Annotated in this window: 13 protein-coding genes; 5 read left to right on the forward strand and 8 right to left on the reverse strand. The window is 66.8% G+C overall.

Annotated elements, in window-relative coordinates; genetic code table 11:
• Positions 1-2 precede the first annotated feature (2 nt).
• Positions 3-2,051 carry a putative bifunctional diguanylate cyclase/phosphodiesterase gene (locus tag DCM79_RS14365; protein WP_373568076.1) on the reverse strand — a complete coding sequence of 683 codons (2,049 nt, stop codon included), beginning with the start codon at positions 2,049-2,051 and terminating at the stop codon, positions 3-5.
• 17 nt (positions 2,052-2,068) lie between these two features.
• Positions 2,069-3,217, reverse strand: coding sequence for an ABC transporter substrate-binding protein (locus DCM79_RS14370; protein WP_257180410.1), 1,149 nt, complete (start codon positions 3,215-3,217; stop codon positions 2,069-2,071).
• 194 nt (positions 3,218-3,411) lie between these two features.
• Here DCM79_RS14370 and radA point away from each other — a divergent pair, with 194 nt between their 5' ends.
• The 5 genes from radA (at position 3,412) to DCM79_RS14395 (ending at position 9,623) form a co-directional block, all read left to right on the forward strand.
• The gene (radA, locus tag DCM79_RS14375) at positions 3,412-4,857 is read left to right on the forward strand and encodes a DNA repair protein RadA (RefSeq protein WP_257180411.1); all 1,446 of its coding nucleotides are present in this window, start codon (positions 3,412-3,414) and stop codon (positions 4,855-4,857) included.
• Positions 4,858-5,024: 167 nt separating this feature from the next.
• Positions 5,025-5,654, forward strand: a complete 630-nt coding sequence (locus DCM79_RS14380; RefSeq protein ID WP_028136867.1) for a CvpA family protein — start codon at positions 5,025-5,027, stop codon at positions 5,652-5,654.
• Between the two features lie 27 nt (positions 5,655-5,681).
• A complete protein-coding gene (purF, locus tag DCM79_RS14385; RefSeq protein ID WP_028136868.1) occupies positions 5,682-7,205 on the forward strand; it encodes an amidophosphoribosyltransferase in 1,524 nt (507 codons plus the stop codon).
• A 179-nt stretch (positions 7,206-7,384) separates the two neighbouring features.
• On the forward strand, positions 7,385-8,125 hold the full coding sequence (locus tag DCM79_RS14390) for an SDR family NAD(P)-dependent oxidoreductase (RefSeq protein WP_257180412.1): 741 nt from the start codon (positions 7,385-7,387) through the stop codon (positions 8,123-8,125).
• Positions 8,126-8,396: 271 nt separating this feature from the next.
• The gene (locus DCM79_RS14395) at positions 8,397-9,623 is read left to right on the forward strand and encodes an ABC transporter substrate-binding protein (protein WP_257180413.1); all 1,227 of its coding nucleotides are present in this window, start codon (positions 8,397-8,399) and stop codon (positions 9,621-9,623) included.
• A 325-nt stretch (positions 9,624-9,948) separates the two neighbouring features.
• On the opposite strand, the gene DCM79_RS14400 is transcribed toward DCM79_RS14395, so the two are convergent.
• The 6 genes from DCM79_RS14400 to DCM79_RS14425 all read right to left on the reverse strand — a co-directional run bounded on the left by DCM79_RS14400 (position 9,949) and on the right by DCM79_RS14425 (position 16,324).
• Positions 9,949-11,205 (reverse strand): TCR/Tet family MFS transporter, encoded by a 1,257-nt coding sequence (locus DCM79_RS14400; protein ID WP_257180414.1) that lies wholly within the window; start codon positions 11,203-11,205, stop codon positions 9,949-9,951.
• The gene (der, locus tag DCM79_RS14405) at positions 11,202-12,584 is read right to left on the reverse strand and encodes a ribosome biogenesis GTPase Der (protein ID WP_257180415.1); all 1,383 of its coding nucleotides are present in this window, start codon (positions 12,582-12,584) and stop codon (positions 11,202-11,204) included. Before der ends, DCM79_RS14400 begins: the two co-directional genes overlap by 4 nt.
• A 48-nt stretch (positions 12,585-12,632) precedes the next feature.
• Complete coding sequence (locus tag DCM79_RS14410; protein ID WP_257180417.1) at positions 12,633-13,181, reverse strand: hypothetical protein; 549 nt, start codon at positions 13,179-13,181, stop codon at positions 12,633-12,635.
• 68 nt (positions 13,182-13,249) lie between these two features.
• Positions 13,250-13,903, reverse strand: coding sequence for a tetratricopeptide repeat protein (locus DCM79_RS14415; protein WP_257180418.1), 654 nt, complete (start codon positions 13,901-13,903; stop codon positions 13,250-13,252).
• A 167-nt stretch (positions 13,904-14,070) separates the two neighbouring features.
• Positions 14,071-15,663 (reverse strand): class I adenylate-forming enzyme family protein, encoded by a 1,593-nt coding sequence (locus tag DCM79_RS14420; protein ID WP_257180419.1) that lies wholly within the window; start codon positions 15,661-15,663, stop codon positions 14,071-14,073.
• Positions 15,664-15,739: 76 nt separating this feature from the next.
• Complete coding sequence (locus DCM79_RS14425; RefSeq protein ID WP_257180420.1) at positions 15,740-16,324, reverse strand: NnrU family protein; 585 nt, start codon at positions 16,322-16,324, stop codon at positions 15,740-15,742.
• Positions 16,325-16,380: the final 56 nt, after the last annotated feature.

The following is a 16,380-nucleotide window of genomic DNA, read 5'->3' on the forward strand; positions in this document are numbered from 1 at the left end:
GCTCAGGCGGCGAATTCGGGCGCGATCGAGGGGCTGTGGGCGAGGACGCGGCTCTCGACCGCCGGCTGCGTCTGGAGCCATCGCAGCACGGCGTCGAGCGGCTGCGGCCGCTGATAGAAATAGCCCTGCCCGAACCTCACCCCCATCTCGCGCATGGCCGCGGCCTGCTCGGCGCGCTCGATGCCCTCGGCGACCAGCGTGAGCCCCAGGGTGCCGGCAAGCGATGCGATCACGCCGACGATGGCCTTGTCTTCGGCGCTATCGGGAATCTCGCTGATGAAGGCCTTGTCGATCTTGACCCTGTCGAGCGGGAAGCGCCTGAGATGCGCGAGCGAGCTGTAGCCGGTGCCGAAATCGTCGAGCGCGATGGCGGCACCCAAGCGGCGCAGCCGATGCAGCGTCTCGGCCGCGCTGGCGATGTTGTTGATCAGCGAGCCCTCGGTGATCTCGAGCTCCAGCAGCGAGGGCGCAACATCGAAGCGTGCGCAGGTCGCGCGCAGCGCGGCGGCGAGCGAATGGTCGGCGAGCTCGGACGGCGGCAGATTGATCGCGATCCGGATCTGGGGCCTGCCGGCGGCGGCCAGCCGTTGCAGTGCCCAGCAGGCATCCGTCAGCACGTAGCGGGTCAGCCGCCCATTGTTGCCGCTGCGCTCGATCAGCGGCAGGAATTCGGCCGGACCGATCACGCCATGGTCGGGATGACGCCAGCGGATCAGGGCTTCCAGGCCGACGACCTCGTGGGTTTCGAGGTCGACCTGGCTCTGGTACCAGACCTCGAACTGTCCCTCGGCAAAGCCGGCGGGAATGGCGAGCTCGAGATCCCTGCGGCGGCGGTAGTCGCGCTGAAGCGCTTCGTCCAGCACGGCGACCGTACCCGGCGCCTTGCTCTTGGCATGATAGAGCGCGATGTCGGCCAGCGTCGGCAGATGCGACAGCTCCGGATCGTCGGCGCGGCGCACGGCGAGGCCGATGCTGGCGCGCGGCACCACCTGCTTGTCGTGGAGCCGGATCGGCTCGGAGATGGCGGCCAGCACCTGCTGTGCGAATGCGTGCGCCGATGCCTCGTCGCTCACCTCGGGGCGGATGACGACGAATTCGTCGCCGCCGAGCCGGGCGACCCAATCCTCCGCTTCGACCGCGCTCCGAAGACGCTCGGAAATCTGAACCAGGAGCCTGTCGCCGGCCTCATGGCCGAAAGTGTCGTTGATGCCCTTGAAGTCGTCGAGATCGATGAAGCAGAACGCGACCAGCGCGTCCGCCCTGCCGCGATGGCGGCTCGCGACGGCCAGGCGCTCGGTCAGGGAGCGCCGGTTGGGCAGCCCGGTGAGCGGATCGTGCGCGGCCATGTGTCCGAGCCGGTCGAGCGCGCCTGACGTCGTATGTTGCATGGCGTTGAAGGCACGCGCGAGCTGGCCGAATTCGTTCGAGGATGTGACGTCCGCCGGATAGGCCCGGCCATCCTGCTTGCTGCGCTGGATCGCCGACATCATGGCGACGAGCGGCCTGCCGATGAAGATGTTGGCGGAGATCCGCATGGCGATCAGCGTCGCAAAGGTCGCGAGCAAGCCCACGATAAGCAGCAGCACCAGCCGGCTGCCGGCGTCCGCGTAAAGCGCCGCATTGGAATAGGCGATCGCGATGCGGCCGGCTTCGGCGGCCATGTTGCCGTTGCTGTAATGGATCGGACGCGAGACCTCCGCGACCGCCTGGCGTTCGGGGCGCGCCGCCACGCGGGCAATCGCCGCGCCCGTATCGTCATAGACGGCCGCCGCCGCGATGGTCTCGTCGAGCATGATCTCGTTCAGCACGGCCGTGACCTGATCGTAGCGCATCTTCCAGAGCGGCTCGGCGATCAGCTCGGCCCGGCTCTCGGCGAGGCGGGCCATGCGGGCGTCGAGTTGCCTGACCTGCGACCAGAAGCTCGAAGCCTCGACGCCGGCGGAGGCGAGCAATTGCACCAGCAGCAGCACGGGCACGGTGGCCCAGATCATGGCGCGAACGACCGAGCGCAAGCGCGGTGCGGCCTGGTCGCTGCGTTCGGGACCGGTCATCGCCTCATCCTTGCGCATCAGTCGGCGGCGCCTTCGGGAAGCGGCAGGGACGAAATCAGCGCATCGAGGGAGAAGTCGTAATGACCGCATCGTCCCGGCTTCGCCCGGAAGCGCGCGAAGTCGATCCGGTCGAACGCACGTGTCTTGATGAGGTCGCCGACCGAGCCGAGATTCTGCCGGGTGATCGCCGACGTCTTGACCTCGACCCGGGGCGAGACGCCTGCGAAATCGCAGTCGTCGGCATAGTCGCGCAGCAGGACGATCGACCAGCCGCCGAGCAGGAAATGCCCGCCGTCGCTCAGCAGCAGGCGGCCCGCCCTGATCTCGCGCAGCGCATCCTCCGACCAGTTGAGGCCAACCAGCTGGATGTCGCGGCCGGGCACGAGGCCGGCGGCGACCACCGCGCGCAGCGCGCCGAGCGCCATCGGATCGTTTCCGGCCCAGATGCCGGCGGGGCGGATCTCCTTGCGCGCGGCCCAGCCCAGATAATTCGCGGTGACCCGCTCGGCCTCCGACTGCGTCCAGTTGGCGAACAGCAGCCGGTCCACCACGACGTCGGGAGCGGCATCCACCGCCAGCTTGAGACCTGTGTTGCGCGCGATCGAGGCGGGCGTGATCTCGTCGCCGCCGATGCCGAGAATATGGATCTTGCCGTCCGCGCTCTGCCATTTCTCGGCACGCGCCGCCGCGATCAGGGCGCCCGCCATCCGCGCGCCCGCGGTCTGGAGATCGGTCGTGATGTCGCCGAGCCAAGTCTTGAGCTTCTGCCGCGGCGGCCCAAGGCGCGCCGCATCCTCGCCGATCAGCGTGTTCGAGAGCAGCAGCGTCTTGACGCCCGCAGCTTCGGCCGCCTCCAGGATTGGAACGGCGGCGGATTCCTCGTTTGACAGGATGAGGAAATCGGGCTTGTCGCGACGTGCCAGCACGCCGAGTCCGAGCTCCTGCATGGTGCGATAATTGCGTTCGCTGGTCAGCACCTCGACATGGGCGTCGAGCTTGCGCCCGGCAGCCTGCATGCTCTGCCCGACCATGTCCCAGAACACCTCGCCGGACTTGCCGGGATTGACGAAGACGATCTCGAGCGGCTTGGCAAGGCTGGGGCTGGCGGAGGCGAAAACGCCACAGGCCATGCCCGCAGCGAGCAATATTCGCAGAAATCTCGTCATTGTCTCGTCGCCGCCCCCCGATGGTTCCGAAATTGGACCCGCGTCCGCTAACACTTCGCAAAATCCACCCAGTCACAGCGGTACAGGGCTAATGAAAGTATAACTGGCGTGCCGGGCCGAGATCATCGAAGCGCCGGCGATCACCCCGCCATTCCGTGCTATCAGCAAGCCGAAACCTCGACTCAACCGGTGCCATGGCCAAGAACACGCTTTCCTTCGTCTGCCAGAACTGCGGCGCGGCCTATAACCGCTGGCAGGGCAAGTGCGAGTCCTGCGGCGAATGGAATACGCTCGCGGAGGAAGACACCAGCGGCAGCGTGCCGGTCTCGATCCGCTCCAGGCGCAAGGGGCGAACGTTCGCGCTGGAGAGCCTTTCCGGCAAGAGCCCGGATGCGCCGCGCCTGTCCTCAGGCATGGCGGAGCTCGACCGCGTCACCGGCGGCGGCTTCGTCCGCGGCTCGGTGCTGCTGGTCGGCGGCGATCCCGGAATTGGCAAATCGACGCTGCTGACGCAGGCGACCAGCCTGTTGGCGCGCGCCGGCCACCGCGTCGTCTACATCTCCGGCGAAGAGGCGGTCGCGCAGGTGCGGCTGCGCGCCGAACGGCTCGGGCTCTCGGACGCGCCGGTGCAGCTCGCGGCCGAGACCTCGGTCGAGGACATCGTCTCGACGCTGTCGGAGGGCGCGGTACCCCGGCTGATCGTGATCGATTCGATCCAGACCATGTGGACCGATACGGTGGAATCGGCGCCCGGTACGGTGACCCAGGTGCGGGCTTCGGCGCAGGCGCTGATCCGGTTTGCCAAGAAAACCGGCGCCGCCATCATCCTGGTCGGCCACGTCACCAAGGACGGCCAGATCGCCGGCCCCCGCGTGGTCGAGCACATGGTCGATGCCGTGATGTCGTTCGAGGGCGAGGGCTCGCAGCAATTCCGCATCCTGCGCGCGGTGAAGAACCGCTTCGGCCCGACCGACGAGATCGGGGTGTTCGAGATGACGGGCCTCGGCCTGCGCGAGGTCACCAACCCATCCGAGCTGTTCCTGTCCGAGCGCGATCTCGGCACACCCGGCACCGCAGTCTTTGCGGGCATCGAGGGCACGCGGCCCGTTCTGGTAGAATTGCAGGCGCTGGTGGCGCCGACCTCGCTCGGCACGCCCAGGCGCGCGGTGGTCGGCTGGGATCCGAGCCGGCTCTCGATGGTGCTGGCGGTGCTGGAGGCGCATTGCGGGGTCAAGCTGTCCGGCCACGACGTCTACCTGAACGTCGCCGGCGGCCTGCGCATCCACGAGCCGGCAGCGGACCTCGCCGCGGCGGCGGCGTTGGTGTCGTCCCTGGTTAACGCGCAATTGCCGACCGATGCGGTCTATTTCGGCGAGATCTCGCTGTCCGGCGTGGTGCGCCCGGTGGCGCAGACCCCGGCCCGGCTGAAGGAAGCCGCCAAACTCGGCTTTCAGCGCGCCATGCTGCCCGAATCGGCACGCGGCGAGAGCAGCGGCGATGCCGGATTGTCGCTGAACGCGATCAACAGCCTGACGACTTTGGTGGCCGAGATCGCGGCTCGCGGCTCCCGCCGCGGCGAATCGAGCGCGCCGGCCGAGAAAAATGCCACACCGGCAAGATTCCGCCGCGGAGAGGGCTAGGCGGAGGTGACGCCGAAGGCCTCCGCCGCTATACAGCCGTCACAAAAGCAGCATGGGATTGCGTGGTTGCGGCCTTGCCGGGAACGCCGTCTGCCCCTCTTTTAAGGCAGCGGCCAAGCACCGATTCGCCAGAGCACCTTTGAAGTACGAGCGGACCAGACCAGCCGATGCCAGTAACCATCCTCGACCTGATCCTGCTCGGTGTGATGCTGATTTCGGGCCTGCTCGCCATGGTCCGCGGTTTCATGCGCGAAATCCTGTCGATCGCGGCCTGGGGCGCGGCGGCGATCGTGACGCTCTATTCGTTCTCGAAGCTGCTGCCGACCGCCAAGACCTATTTCAACAACGACACGGTGGCGAGCGTGGTCGTGGTCGCGGGCGTGTTCATCGGCACCCTCGTCGTGGTCTCCGTGATCACGGTGCGGATCTCCGACATGATCCTGGATTCGCGCATCGGCGCGCTGGATCGCACTCTCGGCTTCCTGTTTGGCCTCGCTCGCGGCCTTTTGATCGTCGTGGTCGCGTTTCTGTTCTTCACCTGGCTGGTGCCGGACAAGCAGCGTCCGGACTGGGTCACGGGCGCCAAGTCCCGCGTGGTGCTGCAGGGAACCGGCGATTGGCTGATGGCCCTCTTGCCTGACGACCCCGAGAACACCATCTTGAAGAGATTCAAGAAAAACAAACCAGATGATGATCAAGCTGATTCCGAGCAGCAGCCTTCGGGCAGTGGCGACGGATACAGTAAACCTGCTCGTGACAGTTTGAAGAAACTGATCGAGAAACCTGCGGCGCGTTGATTGCCCTTAAAGAGAGGCGCGGACGAGATGCGACACCCTGACCAGGACGCCCAATTCGATCTCGATCCACACGCCGGCCCCGGTCCGGCCGCGCTCGAGGTTCAGGACGATCTGGAGGGGGATACGCTGCGCGAGGAATGCGGCGTCTTCGGCATCTACGGTCACCCCGACGCCGCCGCCATCACCGCGCTCGGCTTGCATGCGCTTCAGCACCGCGGCCAGGAGGCCGCCGGCATCGTCTCCTACGACGGCGGCCGTTTTCACAGTGAACGCCGGCTCGGCCTCGTCGGCGACACCTTCTCCCGCCGCGAAGTGATCGACCGCCTGCCCGGCAACATGGCGGTCGGCCACGTCCGCTATTCCACCACCGGCGCCACCATCCTGCGCAACGTGCAGCCGCTGTTTGCCGAGCTCAATGCCGGCGGCCTCGCCGTCGCCCACAACGGCAACCTCACCAACGGCCTGACGCTGCGCCGCGAGCTCGTCCGAAGCGGCGCCATGATGCAGTCGACCACCGACACCGAGGTGATCCTGCACCTGGTCGCGCGCTCCCGGCGCAGCCGCTTCATCGAGCGCTACATCGACGCGCTGCGCGAGATCGAGGGCGCCTATGCGCTGGTCTCGCTCACCAACAAGAAGCTGGTCGGCGCGCGCGATCCGCGCGGCATCCGCCCGCTCGTGCTCGGCGAGCTCGACGGCTGCCCGATCCTGACCTCGGAGACCTGCGCGCTCGACATCATCGGCGCGCGCTTCATTCGCGACATCGAGCCGGGCGAGGTCATCGTATTCGACGAGAACGGCCAGGACATCCACAAGCCGTTCCCGCCGATGGCGCCGCGTCCCTGCATCTTCGAGTACATCTATTTCTCCCGGCCGGATTCCATCGTGCACGGCCGCTCGGTCTACGAGGTCCGCAAGGCCTTCGGGGCCCAGCTCGCGCGCGAGAGCCACGTGCCGATCGACGTCGTCGTGCCGGTGCCGGATTCCGGCGTGCCGGCCGCGGTCGGCTACAGCCAGCATTCCGGCGTGCCGTTCGAGCTCGGCATCATCCGCAACCATTATGTCGGCCGCACCTTCATCCAGCCGACGCAGGCGATCCGCGAATCCGGCGTGCGCATGAAGCATTCGGCCAACCGCGCCGCGATCGAGGGCAAGCGCATCATCCTGATCGACGACTCCTTGGTGCGCGGCACCACCTCGAAGAAGATCGTGCGCATGATGCGCGATGCCGGCGCCAAGGAAGTGCACTTCCGCCTCGCCTCGCCCCCGATCCTCTATCCCGATTATTACGGCATCGACCTGCCCGACCGCGGCGGCCTTCTGGCGGCGACGCATTCGCTGGAGGAGATGCGCGAGATCATCGGCGCCGACTCGCTGGCCTTCCTGTCGATCGACGGCATGTACCGCGCCATGGGCGAGCCCGGCCGCGACCCCGCCAATCCGAAATTCTCGGATCATTGCTTTACCGGGGCGTATCCGACCCACCTCACCGACCAGACCCAGACCGAGCAGCAGCCGCGGCAGCTGTCGCTGCTGGCGGAGGCGAGCTGACGGCGGGGCGTCCGCGCGAGCCCGTCAGGGGCTGCTCTTTTTCGTCATGGCCGGGCTTGTCCCGGCCATCCACGTCTGTAATACCCGCCGCAAAGAACGTGGATGCCCGGGAAGTAGGCGAGCGGAAGCGACGCCGTCCTTCAGACGGCTACGCCCGGGCATGACGGAAGTATTCGACGATGACAAAACCCCTCGCTGACCGCATCGCTCTCGTCACCGGCGCCTCGCGCGGCATCGGCTATGCCACGGCCCTCGCGCTCGCCAAGGCCGGCGCGCATATCGTCGCCACCGCGCGCACGCAGGGCGGGCTGGAAGAGCTCGACGACGAGATCCGCAAGCTCGGCGGCAGTGCCACCTTGGTGCCGCTCAACCTCACCGATTTCGACGGCATCGCCCGGCTCGGCGCCGGCCTGCACGAGCGCTACGGCAAGCTCGACATCCTCGTCGGCAATGCCGGCGTGCTCGGCCCCTCCTCGCCGATCGGCCATATCGAGCTGAAGAGCTTCACCGACGTGATGGCCATCAACGTCTCCGCCAACTTCCAGCTGATCCGCTGCATGGAGCCACTGCTGAGGCAGTCCGACGCCGGCCGCGCCGTGTTCATCACCTCGGGCGCCGCCAACAAGGCGACCGCCTATGTCAGCCCCTACGCCGCCTCCAAGGCCGCGCTGGAGACGCTGGCGCGCGCCTGGGCGCAGGAGACCGCGAACACCAAGCTGCGCGTCAACCTGTTCAACCCCGGCCCGGTCCGCACCCGCATGCGCGCCACGCTGATGCCGGGCGAAGACCCGGCGACGCTCGACACCCCCGAGCAGGTCGCCGAGTTCATCGTGCCGATGTGCGCGCCCGACTGGACCGAGACCGGCAAGTTCTACGACTACAAGACCCGCACGCTGATGAGCTTCCGCGCGCCGGCCTGATTGACGCCATGGCGGTCGACGCCAAGGGTAACGCCTATACCGCCGAGGTCGACACCGGAACGCGCATCCGGAAGTTCAGGCTGACATCGGACACGCTGAAATAGCGTCTCAACGCATTTTGCCCAAAAGTTAACCGAGTGATGACGCTACGACGCAGCGTCATCCGGCTTTAGGTGCATTGCCGCCGGGCGTCGGACAGGCTAGAGCCATCGGAAGGACCAAGACTCCCGCAAGAGAGCCGTCCGCATATTTGACAATGGAGGAAGCTTTTATGACGACGACGTTCGCCCGCCGCTCCGCGGCCCTTCTGGCCTGTGCCGCCTTCGGTTTTGCCACATCCGCTTTCGCGCAGGACAAGACCGTCAAGATCGGCGTGCTCAACGACATGTCGAGCCTCTATGCCGACATCGGCGGCCCGAACTCCGTGGTCGCGATCAAGATGGCGGTCGAGGATTCCGGTCTGCTCGCGAAGGGCTGGAAGATCGACGTCATCAGCGGCGACCATCAGAACAAGCCCGACGTCGGCGTCAACATCGCCCGGCAGTGGATCGACAACGAGAAGGTCGACGCCATCGCGGACACGCCGAACTCCGGCGTTGCGCTGGCGGTCAGCAACCTCGTCAAGGAAAAGAATGCGGTGCTGCTGAACTCCGGCGCCGCCTCCGCTGACCTGACCGGCAAGGCCTGCACGCCGAACACGATCTCCTACACCTACGACACCTACATGCTGGCCAACGGCACCGGCAAGGCGCTGACCAAGGCCGGCGGCGACAGCTGGTTCTTCCTGACCGCGGACTATGCCTTCGGTCACGCGCTCGAGCGTGACACCACCGCGGTCGTAACCGCGAACGGCGGCAAGGTGCTCGGCAGCGTCAAGCATCCGATCAACACTGCGGACTTCTCGTCCTTCCTGCTGCAGGCACAATCGTCCAAGGCCAAGGTCGTGGGCCTTGCCAATGCCGGCGGCGACACCACGAACTCGATCAAGCAGGCGGCCGAATTCGGCATCGTCTCCGCCGGCCAGAAGCTCGCCGCGCTGCTGCTGTTCATCAACGACGTGCACTCCCTCGGCCTGAAGACCGCGCAGGGCCTGACCTTCACCGAATCGTTCTACTGGGACATGAACGACAAGACCCGCGAATGGTCCAAGCGGTTCTCCAAGCTTGCCAGCAAGAACGCGATGCCCTCGATGACCCAGGCCGGCAATTACGCGATGGTGCTGCACTATCTCAAGGCGATGGAAGCGCTCGGCGGCAATCCGCATGACGGCGCCAAGGTCGTCGCCAAGATGAAGGAGCTGCCGACCAACGATCCGCTGTTCGGCAACGGGCCGCTGCGCCAGGACGGACGCCGCCTCATCCCGGCCTATCTGTTCGAGGTGAAGAAGCCGGAGGAGTCGAAGGGACCGTGGGACTATTACAAGCAGATCGCCACGATCTCGGCGGAAGACGCGGCGAAGCCGCTCAAGGACAGCGACTGTCCGCTGGTGAAGAAGTGACCGCGTAGCGGCTCCGCACAGCCTCAACGACGTCATGCCCGGGCTTGTCCCGGGCATTTCGTTTGGGGCTTCAGAAAACGCCGCTGTAGGGCAAAGCGAAGCGTGCCCACGATTTCTTCGTTTCATGAACAGATCGTGGGCACGGCGCTTATGCGCCTTTGCCCACCCTACGAGACCGTCTTCGTGGCTGCTAGCGTCCGCACGGCGATGGCTGCGCACAGCACCGTCAGCAGCTGTCGTAGGGTGGGCAAAGCGCAAGCGTGCCCACCGCCTGTCTCGATCATGAGGAAATCGTGGGCACGGCGCTTGCGCGCCTTTGCCCACCCTACGATACCGTCTTCGTGGCCGCCAGCGAGCGCACGGCGATGGCCGTGCACAGCACCATCAGCACCGCTGCGAGCAGGAATGGCGCGCCGGGCAGATGCAGCGGCGCGCTGCTGCCGATGAAATAGGAGAAGGTCAGCGTGAACAGGAACGGACCGACGAGCTGCGATACGCTCTGCACGCTCGCGGTCGCACCCTGCAGCTGGCCCTGCTGATCGGGCGACACGAGCCGCGTCATCAGGGCTTGCGATGCGGCGCCGGAGATCCCCCACAGCGCCAGAATGGGAATGCCGATCCAGGACAACGGCCCGGTCGGCGCCGCGCCCAGGACCGCGAAGCCGAGCGCGCCGCAGCACAGGCCGAGCAGCAGCGCGTTCCGCTCGCCCAGCACACGCACGATGGGGCCGATCGCGAGCCCCTGCACCACCATGGCGCAGATGCCGACCATCGCCAGCGTCAATCCCACGGTCTTGGAATCCCAGCCATAGCGGTAGGTCGCATAGAGCACGAAGGTCGAGGGCAGCACGACATGCGCGACCTGCGCGATGAAGTTCACGACCGACAAGGCGGCCAACACCGCGTTGGATCGCAACAGACGCAGTGCCCCGACCGGACTGGCACTCCTCCAGCGGAACGGCGCGCGCTTGTCGGGCGCCAGCGATTCCGGCAGGACGAACAATCCATAGAGCGCATTGGCGAAGCTCAGCGCTGCCGAGGCCCAGAACGGCAGGCGCGGATCGATGTCGCCGAGCAGGCCGCCCAGCGCCGGGCCCAAGATGAAGCCAGCCCCGAAGGCAGCGCCGACCTTGCCGAAGACCGCCGCGCGCCGCTCCGGCGGCGTGATGTCGGCGATATAGGCAAAGGCGGTCGAGATGCTGGCGGAGGTAATGCCTGATATCACGCGGCCGATGAACAGCCAGAGCAGAGACGGGGCCAGCGCCATCAGCACGTAGTCGGCGGCCAGGCCGAAATTCGACAGCAGCACCACCGGCCGCCGTCCGAAGCGATCGGAGAGCGCGCCGAGCAGCGGCGAGAACACGAACTGCATCAGAGCCCAGGCGGTGCCGAACAGGCCGAAGATGCGGGCCGCGTGCGCGGTGTCGTCGTCGACGAAGCTCTCGATCAGCTTCGGCAGGATCGGCATGATCACGCCGAGCGCGAGCATGTCGAGCAGGATGGTGACGAAGATGAAAACGACCGCGCCGCGCCGGGCCGGCGCTGCATCTTGCGCCGCCGCCTCGCCGGCACCCTCACTCATGAAGGGCGCTTGCGCTTGTGCGCGAACGGATTGGCCTTCTCGCGCAGCGTGATGCGCACCGGCGTGCCCGGCAGATCGAAGCTCTCGCGCATGGAATTGGTGAGATAGCGCAGATAGGATTGCGGCACCGCGTCGGCGCGCGAGCAGAACAGCACGAAGCTCGGCGGACGCGCCTTGTTCTGCGTGATGTAGTTCAACTTCAGCCTGCGGCCGGACACCGCCGGCGGCGGGTTGGCCTGGACCGCCTGCTCGAACCAGCGATTGAGCGCCGAGGTCGGCACGCGCCTGTTCCAGACCGCATAGGCGTCCTGGATCGCCTGCATCAGGCGGTCGATGCCTTCGCCCATCAGGCCCGAGACGGCGACAATAGGCACGCCCTTGACCTGCGGCAGCCAGTGGTCGGCATCACGGCGCAAAGTCGAGATCGCGCCGCCGCCCTTGGTCTCCATCAGGTCCCATTTGTTGACGGCGAGCACGATGGCGCGGCCCTCGCGCTCGATCAGATCGGCGATGCGCAGATCCTGCTCCTCGAAGCGGTTTTGCGTGTCCATCATCAGCACGACGACTTCGGCAAAGCGCACCGCGCGCAGTGCATCGGCGACCGAGAGCTTTTCCAGCTTCTCCTCGATGCGCGAACGCCGGCGCAGGCCGGCGGTGTCGAACACGCGAAAATCGCGGCCCTTCCAGTTGATCTCGACCGCGATGGAATCGCGCGTGGTGCCGGCCTCCGGGCTCGTCAGCAGCCGCTCTTCGCCGAGCAGATGGTTGATCAGCGTCGACTTGCCGGCATTGGGCCGGCCGACGATGGCGACGCGGATCGGGCGCGTCGCGGCCTCTTCCTCGGAGAGCGGCGCGTCGTCCTCGATCTCGTCTTCGTCGACGGGCTCCGGCATCAGCTTGGCAAGCGCATCGTAGAGCTCGCCCATGCCCTCGCCGTGCTCGGCCGAGATCTGGATGGGATCGCCAAGGCCGAGCGCGAAGGCTTCCATCGCGCCGGCATCGCCGTGCTTGCCCTCGCTCTTGTTGGCGATCAGCAGCACCGGCTTGTCGGCCTTGCGGGCGAAATCGGCGAAGGCGCGATCGGTCGGCGTGAGGCCGATGCGGGCATCGATGACGAAGAACAGCGCGTCGGCTTGCGCGATCGCGGCCTCGGTCTGCTCCTGCATGCGCGCGGTCAGCGAGCCCTTGGCGCCCTCGTCGAGCCCGGCGGTGTCGATGATGGTGAAGTGGAGATCGCCGAGCCTGGCCTCGCCCTCGCGGCGGTCGCGGGTGACACCCGGCAGATCATCGACGAGCGCGAGCTTCTGTCCGACCAGACGGTTGAACAGCGTCGATTTGCCGACATTGGGCCGGCCGATGATGGCGATCGTGAAGGACATCGGTCATTCGTGCGCTGCCGGGGCTGCGCGTGTCAATGAAATGAATGATCAGCGCGAGAAGCTGCCGCTCGGCAGCGGCGCCGGGAAAGCGCCCTGCGATTGCTGCTGCGTGGTCTGGGTCGGCTGCGCCTGCTGGACCGGCTGATCCGGCGGCGGCGCGGTGGTGCGCTTGCGGACGATCTTGTGCTTGGGCGGCGGAGCGGCCGTGGGTGGTGCCGCCTCAGGCTGGGCCTCGCCGTCGACCTCGCCGGCAGGCGCCTCGGCCGGCGCGACGGCAGCGGCCGGCTGCCTGGTCTGCTTCGCCTTGGCGCCCTTCCCCGGCCTGGCCGGCTCGGGCGGCGGCTCCGCGGGCAAAGCCGCGACGGCGGGCACGTTCGGATCGGGCTGCTGCTGCGCGCCCTTGTACAGATCCTTCGGCACGCCCTGCTCGAGGCCCGGCACACCTTCGGGGAAGACCGGCTTGCGGTCGCCCGGCAGCTTCTTCTTGGTATCGAGGAAGTCGAGCAAGTCGCTTGGATCGAAGCTGGAGCAGCCGCCCAGGACGCCGGTGAAGGCGATCAGGACGGCGGCTGCGATCAAGCGTGGCGTACGGCGCATCGTGTGTCTCGTTTACGTCAGAGGGCCCGTCTGTCGTCAGCTCTTGTCAGCTCTTATCAGCTCTTGGGTCAGCTTTTGGCGACGGGCGGCAGCAGGGCCTGGAGCGCCTCGGCGCGCGAGCGCAGGCCGGGGGGCGTTTCATTGTCCTCGGCAATCGCGTCGAGCCATTTGCGGGCCGCGGTCATGTCGTTGTTGCGCCAGGCCGAGAGCGCCAGCATCTCGCGGGCGCTGTGGCGGTAGGTCGCCTTGGGCGCCGCGGAAGGCTCCAGCCGCTGCAGCATGTCGGCATAGCTGGCGCTGTCGAGCACGAGGCCAGCGGCGCGGATCTTCGCCAGATCCTGCCACTCACCGCCGACGCTGCGGTCGGCAGCAAGATCGTCATACATCTTCGCGGCGGCCTTGGGATCGCGCGCGGCAGCCTCGGCGGCGGCGCGCAGCCGCGCCAGGGTGCGATAACCCGACGGCGCCTTGGCGGCGAGCTCGGTGAAGGCGGCCTCAGCCTCGGCGTGCTTGTCCTGCTCGGACAGCTCCGCCGCCTTCTCGAAGGCGGCACCGGCCTCGGCGGCCTTCTTGGCCTCAAAGTACTTGTAGCCCTGCCAGCCAGCGGCCGCGGCCACGACCAGCACCATCAGGGCGATGAAGTAGATCGAATACTTGTCCCACAGCTTCTTGAACTGTTCGCGACGTACTTCCTCGTCGACTTCGTCAAATAATTCAGACACTTATGCTAATCCCATACCCGTCCGGGTGCGCGCGCCGAAGCGTCCGCGTCAGGAATCCCGTCCCCCGTGTGGCGGCGAGGTACCCTAACGATATGGCGGTGGCAAGGCAAAGCGAGCCCGATCAAGGCGTTAACCACCCGGGAGAGCCCGGATGGGCCCTGCCCGGCTCAAGTTCCGGGCAGCTCCCGGAGCTGCCGCTTCAAGACCTTGCCGTTGGCGTTACGGGGCAACGGGTCGGCCGTGATCGCCATGGTTTCGGGAACCTTGTAGTCGGACAGCCGCTCCGCGCACCAGGCCCGCAAGTCGCTGTCGGCCACCGGCGCCCGCGTCACCACCACGGCATGGACGCGCTCGCCCAGCACCGGGCAGGCTTTGGCGATGATCGCGCTCTCGACCACGGCGGGATGGCCGGCCAGCACGGACTCGACCTCGGCCGAATAGATCTTCAGGCCGCCGCGATTGATCATGTCCTTCTGCCGGTCGAACACGCGGACAAACCCTTCCGCATCGACCGAGCCGAGATCGCCGGAGTGCCAGAATCCACCCGTGAAGCTCTCGGCGGTCGCCTTGGCATTGTTCCAGTAGCCCTTGATGACGGAGGCGCTCTGGATCCAGAGCTCGCCGATCTCGCCACGCGGCAGTTCTCGCCCATCCGGATCCATCGCCACGATGCGCGCGCCGGGGCACGGCAGGCCGACGCTGTCGATGTGGCTCTCGGTCAGCTCGCCCGGCATGATCGTCGAAGGCGACGTCGTCTCGGTCGCGCCGTAGCAGTTCATCAGCTTCAGGCCGGGAATCTTCGCCTTGAGCTTCTCGATGGTCGCGACCGGCATCGGCGCGCCGCCAAAACCGCCGATGCGCCAGCTCGACAGATCGTAGCCGTCGAAATCGGGCTGCAGCAGGCAGAGATTATACATCGCCGGCACCATCACCGTGTAGGTGACGCGCTCGCGCGCGGCGACCTTGAGATAATCGGCGGCTTTGAACTCCGGCATGATGATCAGCGCGCCGCCGCAGCGGATCATGGTGGTGATGTTGGCGACCACGCCGGTGACATGGCCGAGCGGCACCGCCGCGATCGAGCGGTCCGCGCCCGTCAATTGCAGGCAGGACACGAACACCATCGAGGAATGCACGATATTGCAATGCGCCAGCATCGCGCCCTTCGGCTTGCCCGTGGTGCCCGAGGTGTAGAGGATCATCGCGGTGTCCTCTTCGCTCACCTCGACCGGCGCCGGTGCCGGCGCGTTGTCGGCGAGCACGGCGAAGCGCGATCGGGCCGGATCCTCGTCGATGGCGATGCGATGGATCAGATCGGGCACGTCCTGCGCGTCGGGCAGCCGCTCGGCGAGCGAGGCATCGTGGATCAGGATCTTCGCGCCGCAATCGGCGAGCACATAGGCGATCTCCGGCTTCTGCTGACGCGTGCTCAGCAGCACCGTGACCAGTCCCTCATGTGCTGCGGCAAACAGCAGCAGCGGAAATTCGATGCGGTTGCCGAGCAGGATCGCGACGCGGTCGCCGCGCTGCAAGCCCAGCTTGCGAAAGCCCGCCGCGATCCGTGTCGCCTGCTCCACGGCCTGCCGCCAGCTGAGCCGGACATTGCCCGCAATCAATGCCTCACCAACCGGATTGCGGGCGCAGGCGTCCGCGACCATCGTCCACAGGCTCGCCGGCCGATCGCAAAACGCCGGCACCACCCGATCGCCGAACCGCGCCTCGAGCCGCATCGGCGGAATCTGAGATTGCGACCAGTCCATCGGAACGCCCTCGGCTTGTTGCTTATGTCACGTTCCGCGCACGGCTGCGCGGATCGGTCTTGCGCTGAGCGGCTAGCTACACCCCCACGACCGGCACGCCAATCACGACCGGATGGAACGCGAACGCCAGGGCCACATAGGCGACCACGCCGACCCCGACCGCAATCAGATCGTTGGTGACGCCGCCGACGGGAATCGGCGGGCCGCCGGCGTCGGTGCGAGCTTTAAGCGAGATGCGGTCATAGACGGCCCAGCCCAGGAACGAGCCGAACAGGATGATGGAGCCGAGATCGCCATTGGCCAAAAGATGCGCCGCAGCCCACAGCTTGACGCCGGCCAGCATCGGATGCTCCAGCGTCGCGTAGATGCGGCCGCGCAGATAGGACGCCACGACCAGGATCACGGCGGGCAGCATCAGCGCGAGCGTGATGTGCTTCATCGCCTTCGGCGGATACCAGACGTCGATCCAGCCGGTGGCGCGGTAGTGGGCGTAACCCCAGATGATCAACGCGAGCCCCGCCAGCGAGACCAGCGCGTAGAGGATCTTGTAGGTCCCCTCACCCAGTCTTGCGATCGCCTGCGCGCGCGCGTCTCGTTTGGTTGTGAAAACATGGGCCGCAAAGAACAGCACCAGCCCCAGGATCATGACCAGCAGACCCACGACATCCTCCCCGCAAAGCAGCCCCCGGCAATGGCGTATCACCGATCGGCTGCGGG

Source organism: Bradyrhizobium sp. WBOS07, assembly GCF_024585165.1.
In the GTDB taxonomy this organism is placed as follows: Bacteria; Pseudomonadota; Alphaproteobacteria; order Rhizobiales; family Xanthobacteraceae; genus Bradyrhizobium; species Bradyrhizobium japonicum_B.

Excerpts from the sequence above, each read along its gene's own strand:
- radA (WP_257180411.1), top strand. The coding sequence starts at position 3,412 with ATGGCCAAGAACACGCTTTCCTTCGTCTGCCAGAACTGCGGCGCGGCC.
- purF (WP_028136868.1), top strand. The coding sequence starts at position 5,682 with ATGCGACACCCTGACCAGGACGCCCAATTCGATCTCGATCCACACGCC.
- DCM79_RS14400 (WP_257180414.1), bottom strand. The coding sequence starts at position 11,205 with ATGAGTGAGGGTGCCGGCGAGGCGGCGGCGCAAGATGCAGCGCCGGCC.
- DCM79_RS14420 (WP_257180419.1), bottom strand. The coding sequence starts at position 15,663 with ATGGACTGGTCGCAATCTCAGATTCCGCCGATGCGGCTCGAGGCGCGG.
- DCM79_RS14370 (WP_257180410.1), bottom strand. The coding sequence starts at position 3,217 with ATGACGAGATTTCTGCGAATATTGCTCGCTGCGGGCATGGCCTGTGGC.
- DCM79_RS14410 (WP_257180417.1), bottom strand. The coding sequence starts at position 13,181 with ATGCGCCGTACGCCACGCTTGATCGCAGCCGCCGTCCTGATCGCCTTC.
- der (WP_257180415.1), bottom strand. The coding sequence starts at position 12,584 with ATGTCCTTCACGATCGCCATCATCGGCCGGCCCAATGTCGGCAAATCG.
- DCM79_RS14365 (WP_373568076.1), bottom strand. The coding sequence starts at position 2,051 with ATGACCGGTCCCGAACGCAGCGACCAGGCCGCACCGCGCTTGCGCTCG.
- DCM79_RS14395 (WP_257180413.1), top strand. The coding sequence starts at position 8,397 with ATGACGACGACGTTCGCCCGCCGCTCCGCGGCCCTTCTGGCCTGTGCC.
- DCM79_RS14380 (WP_028136867.1), top strand. The coding sequence starts at position 5,025 with ATGCCAGTAACCATCCTCGACCTGATCCTGCTCGGTGTGATGCTGATT.
- DCM79_RS14390 (WP_257180412.1), top strand. The coding sequence starts at position 7,385 with ATGACAAAACCCCTCGCTGACCGCATCGCTCTCGTCACCGGCGCCTCG.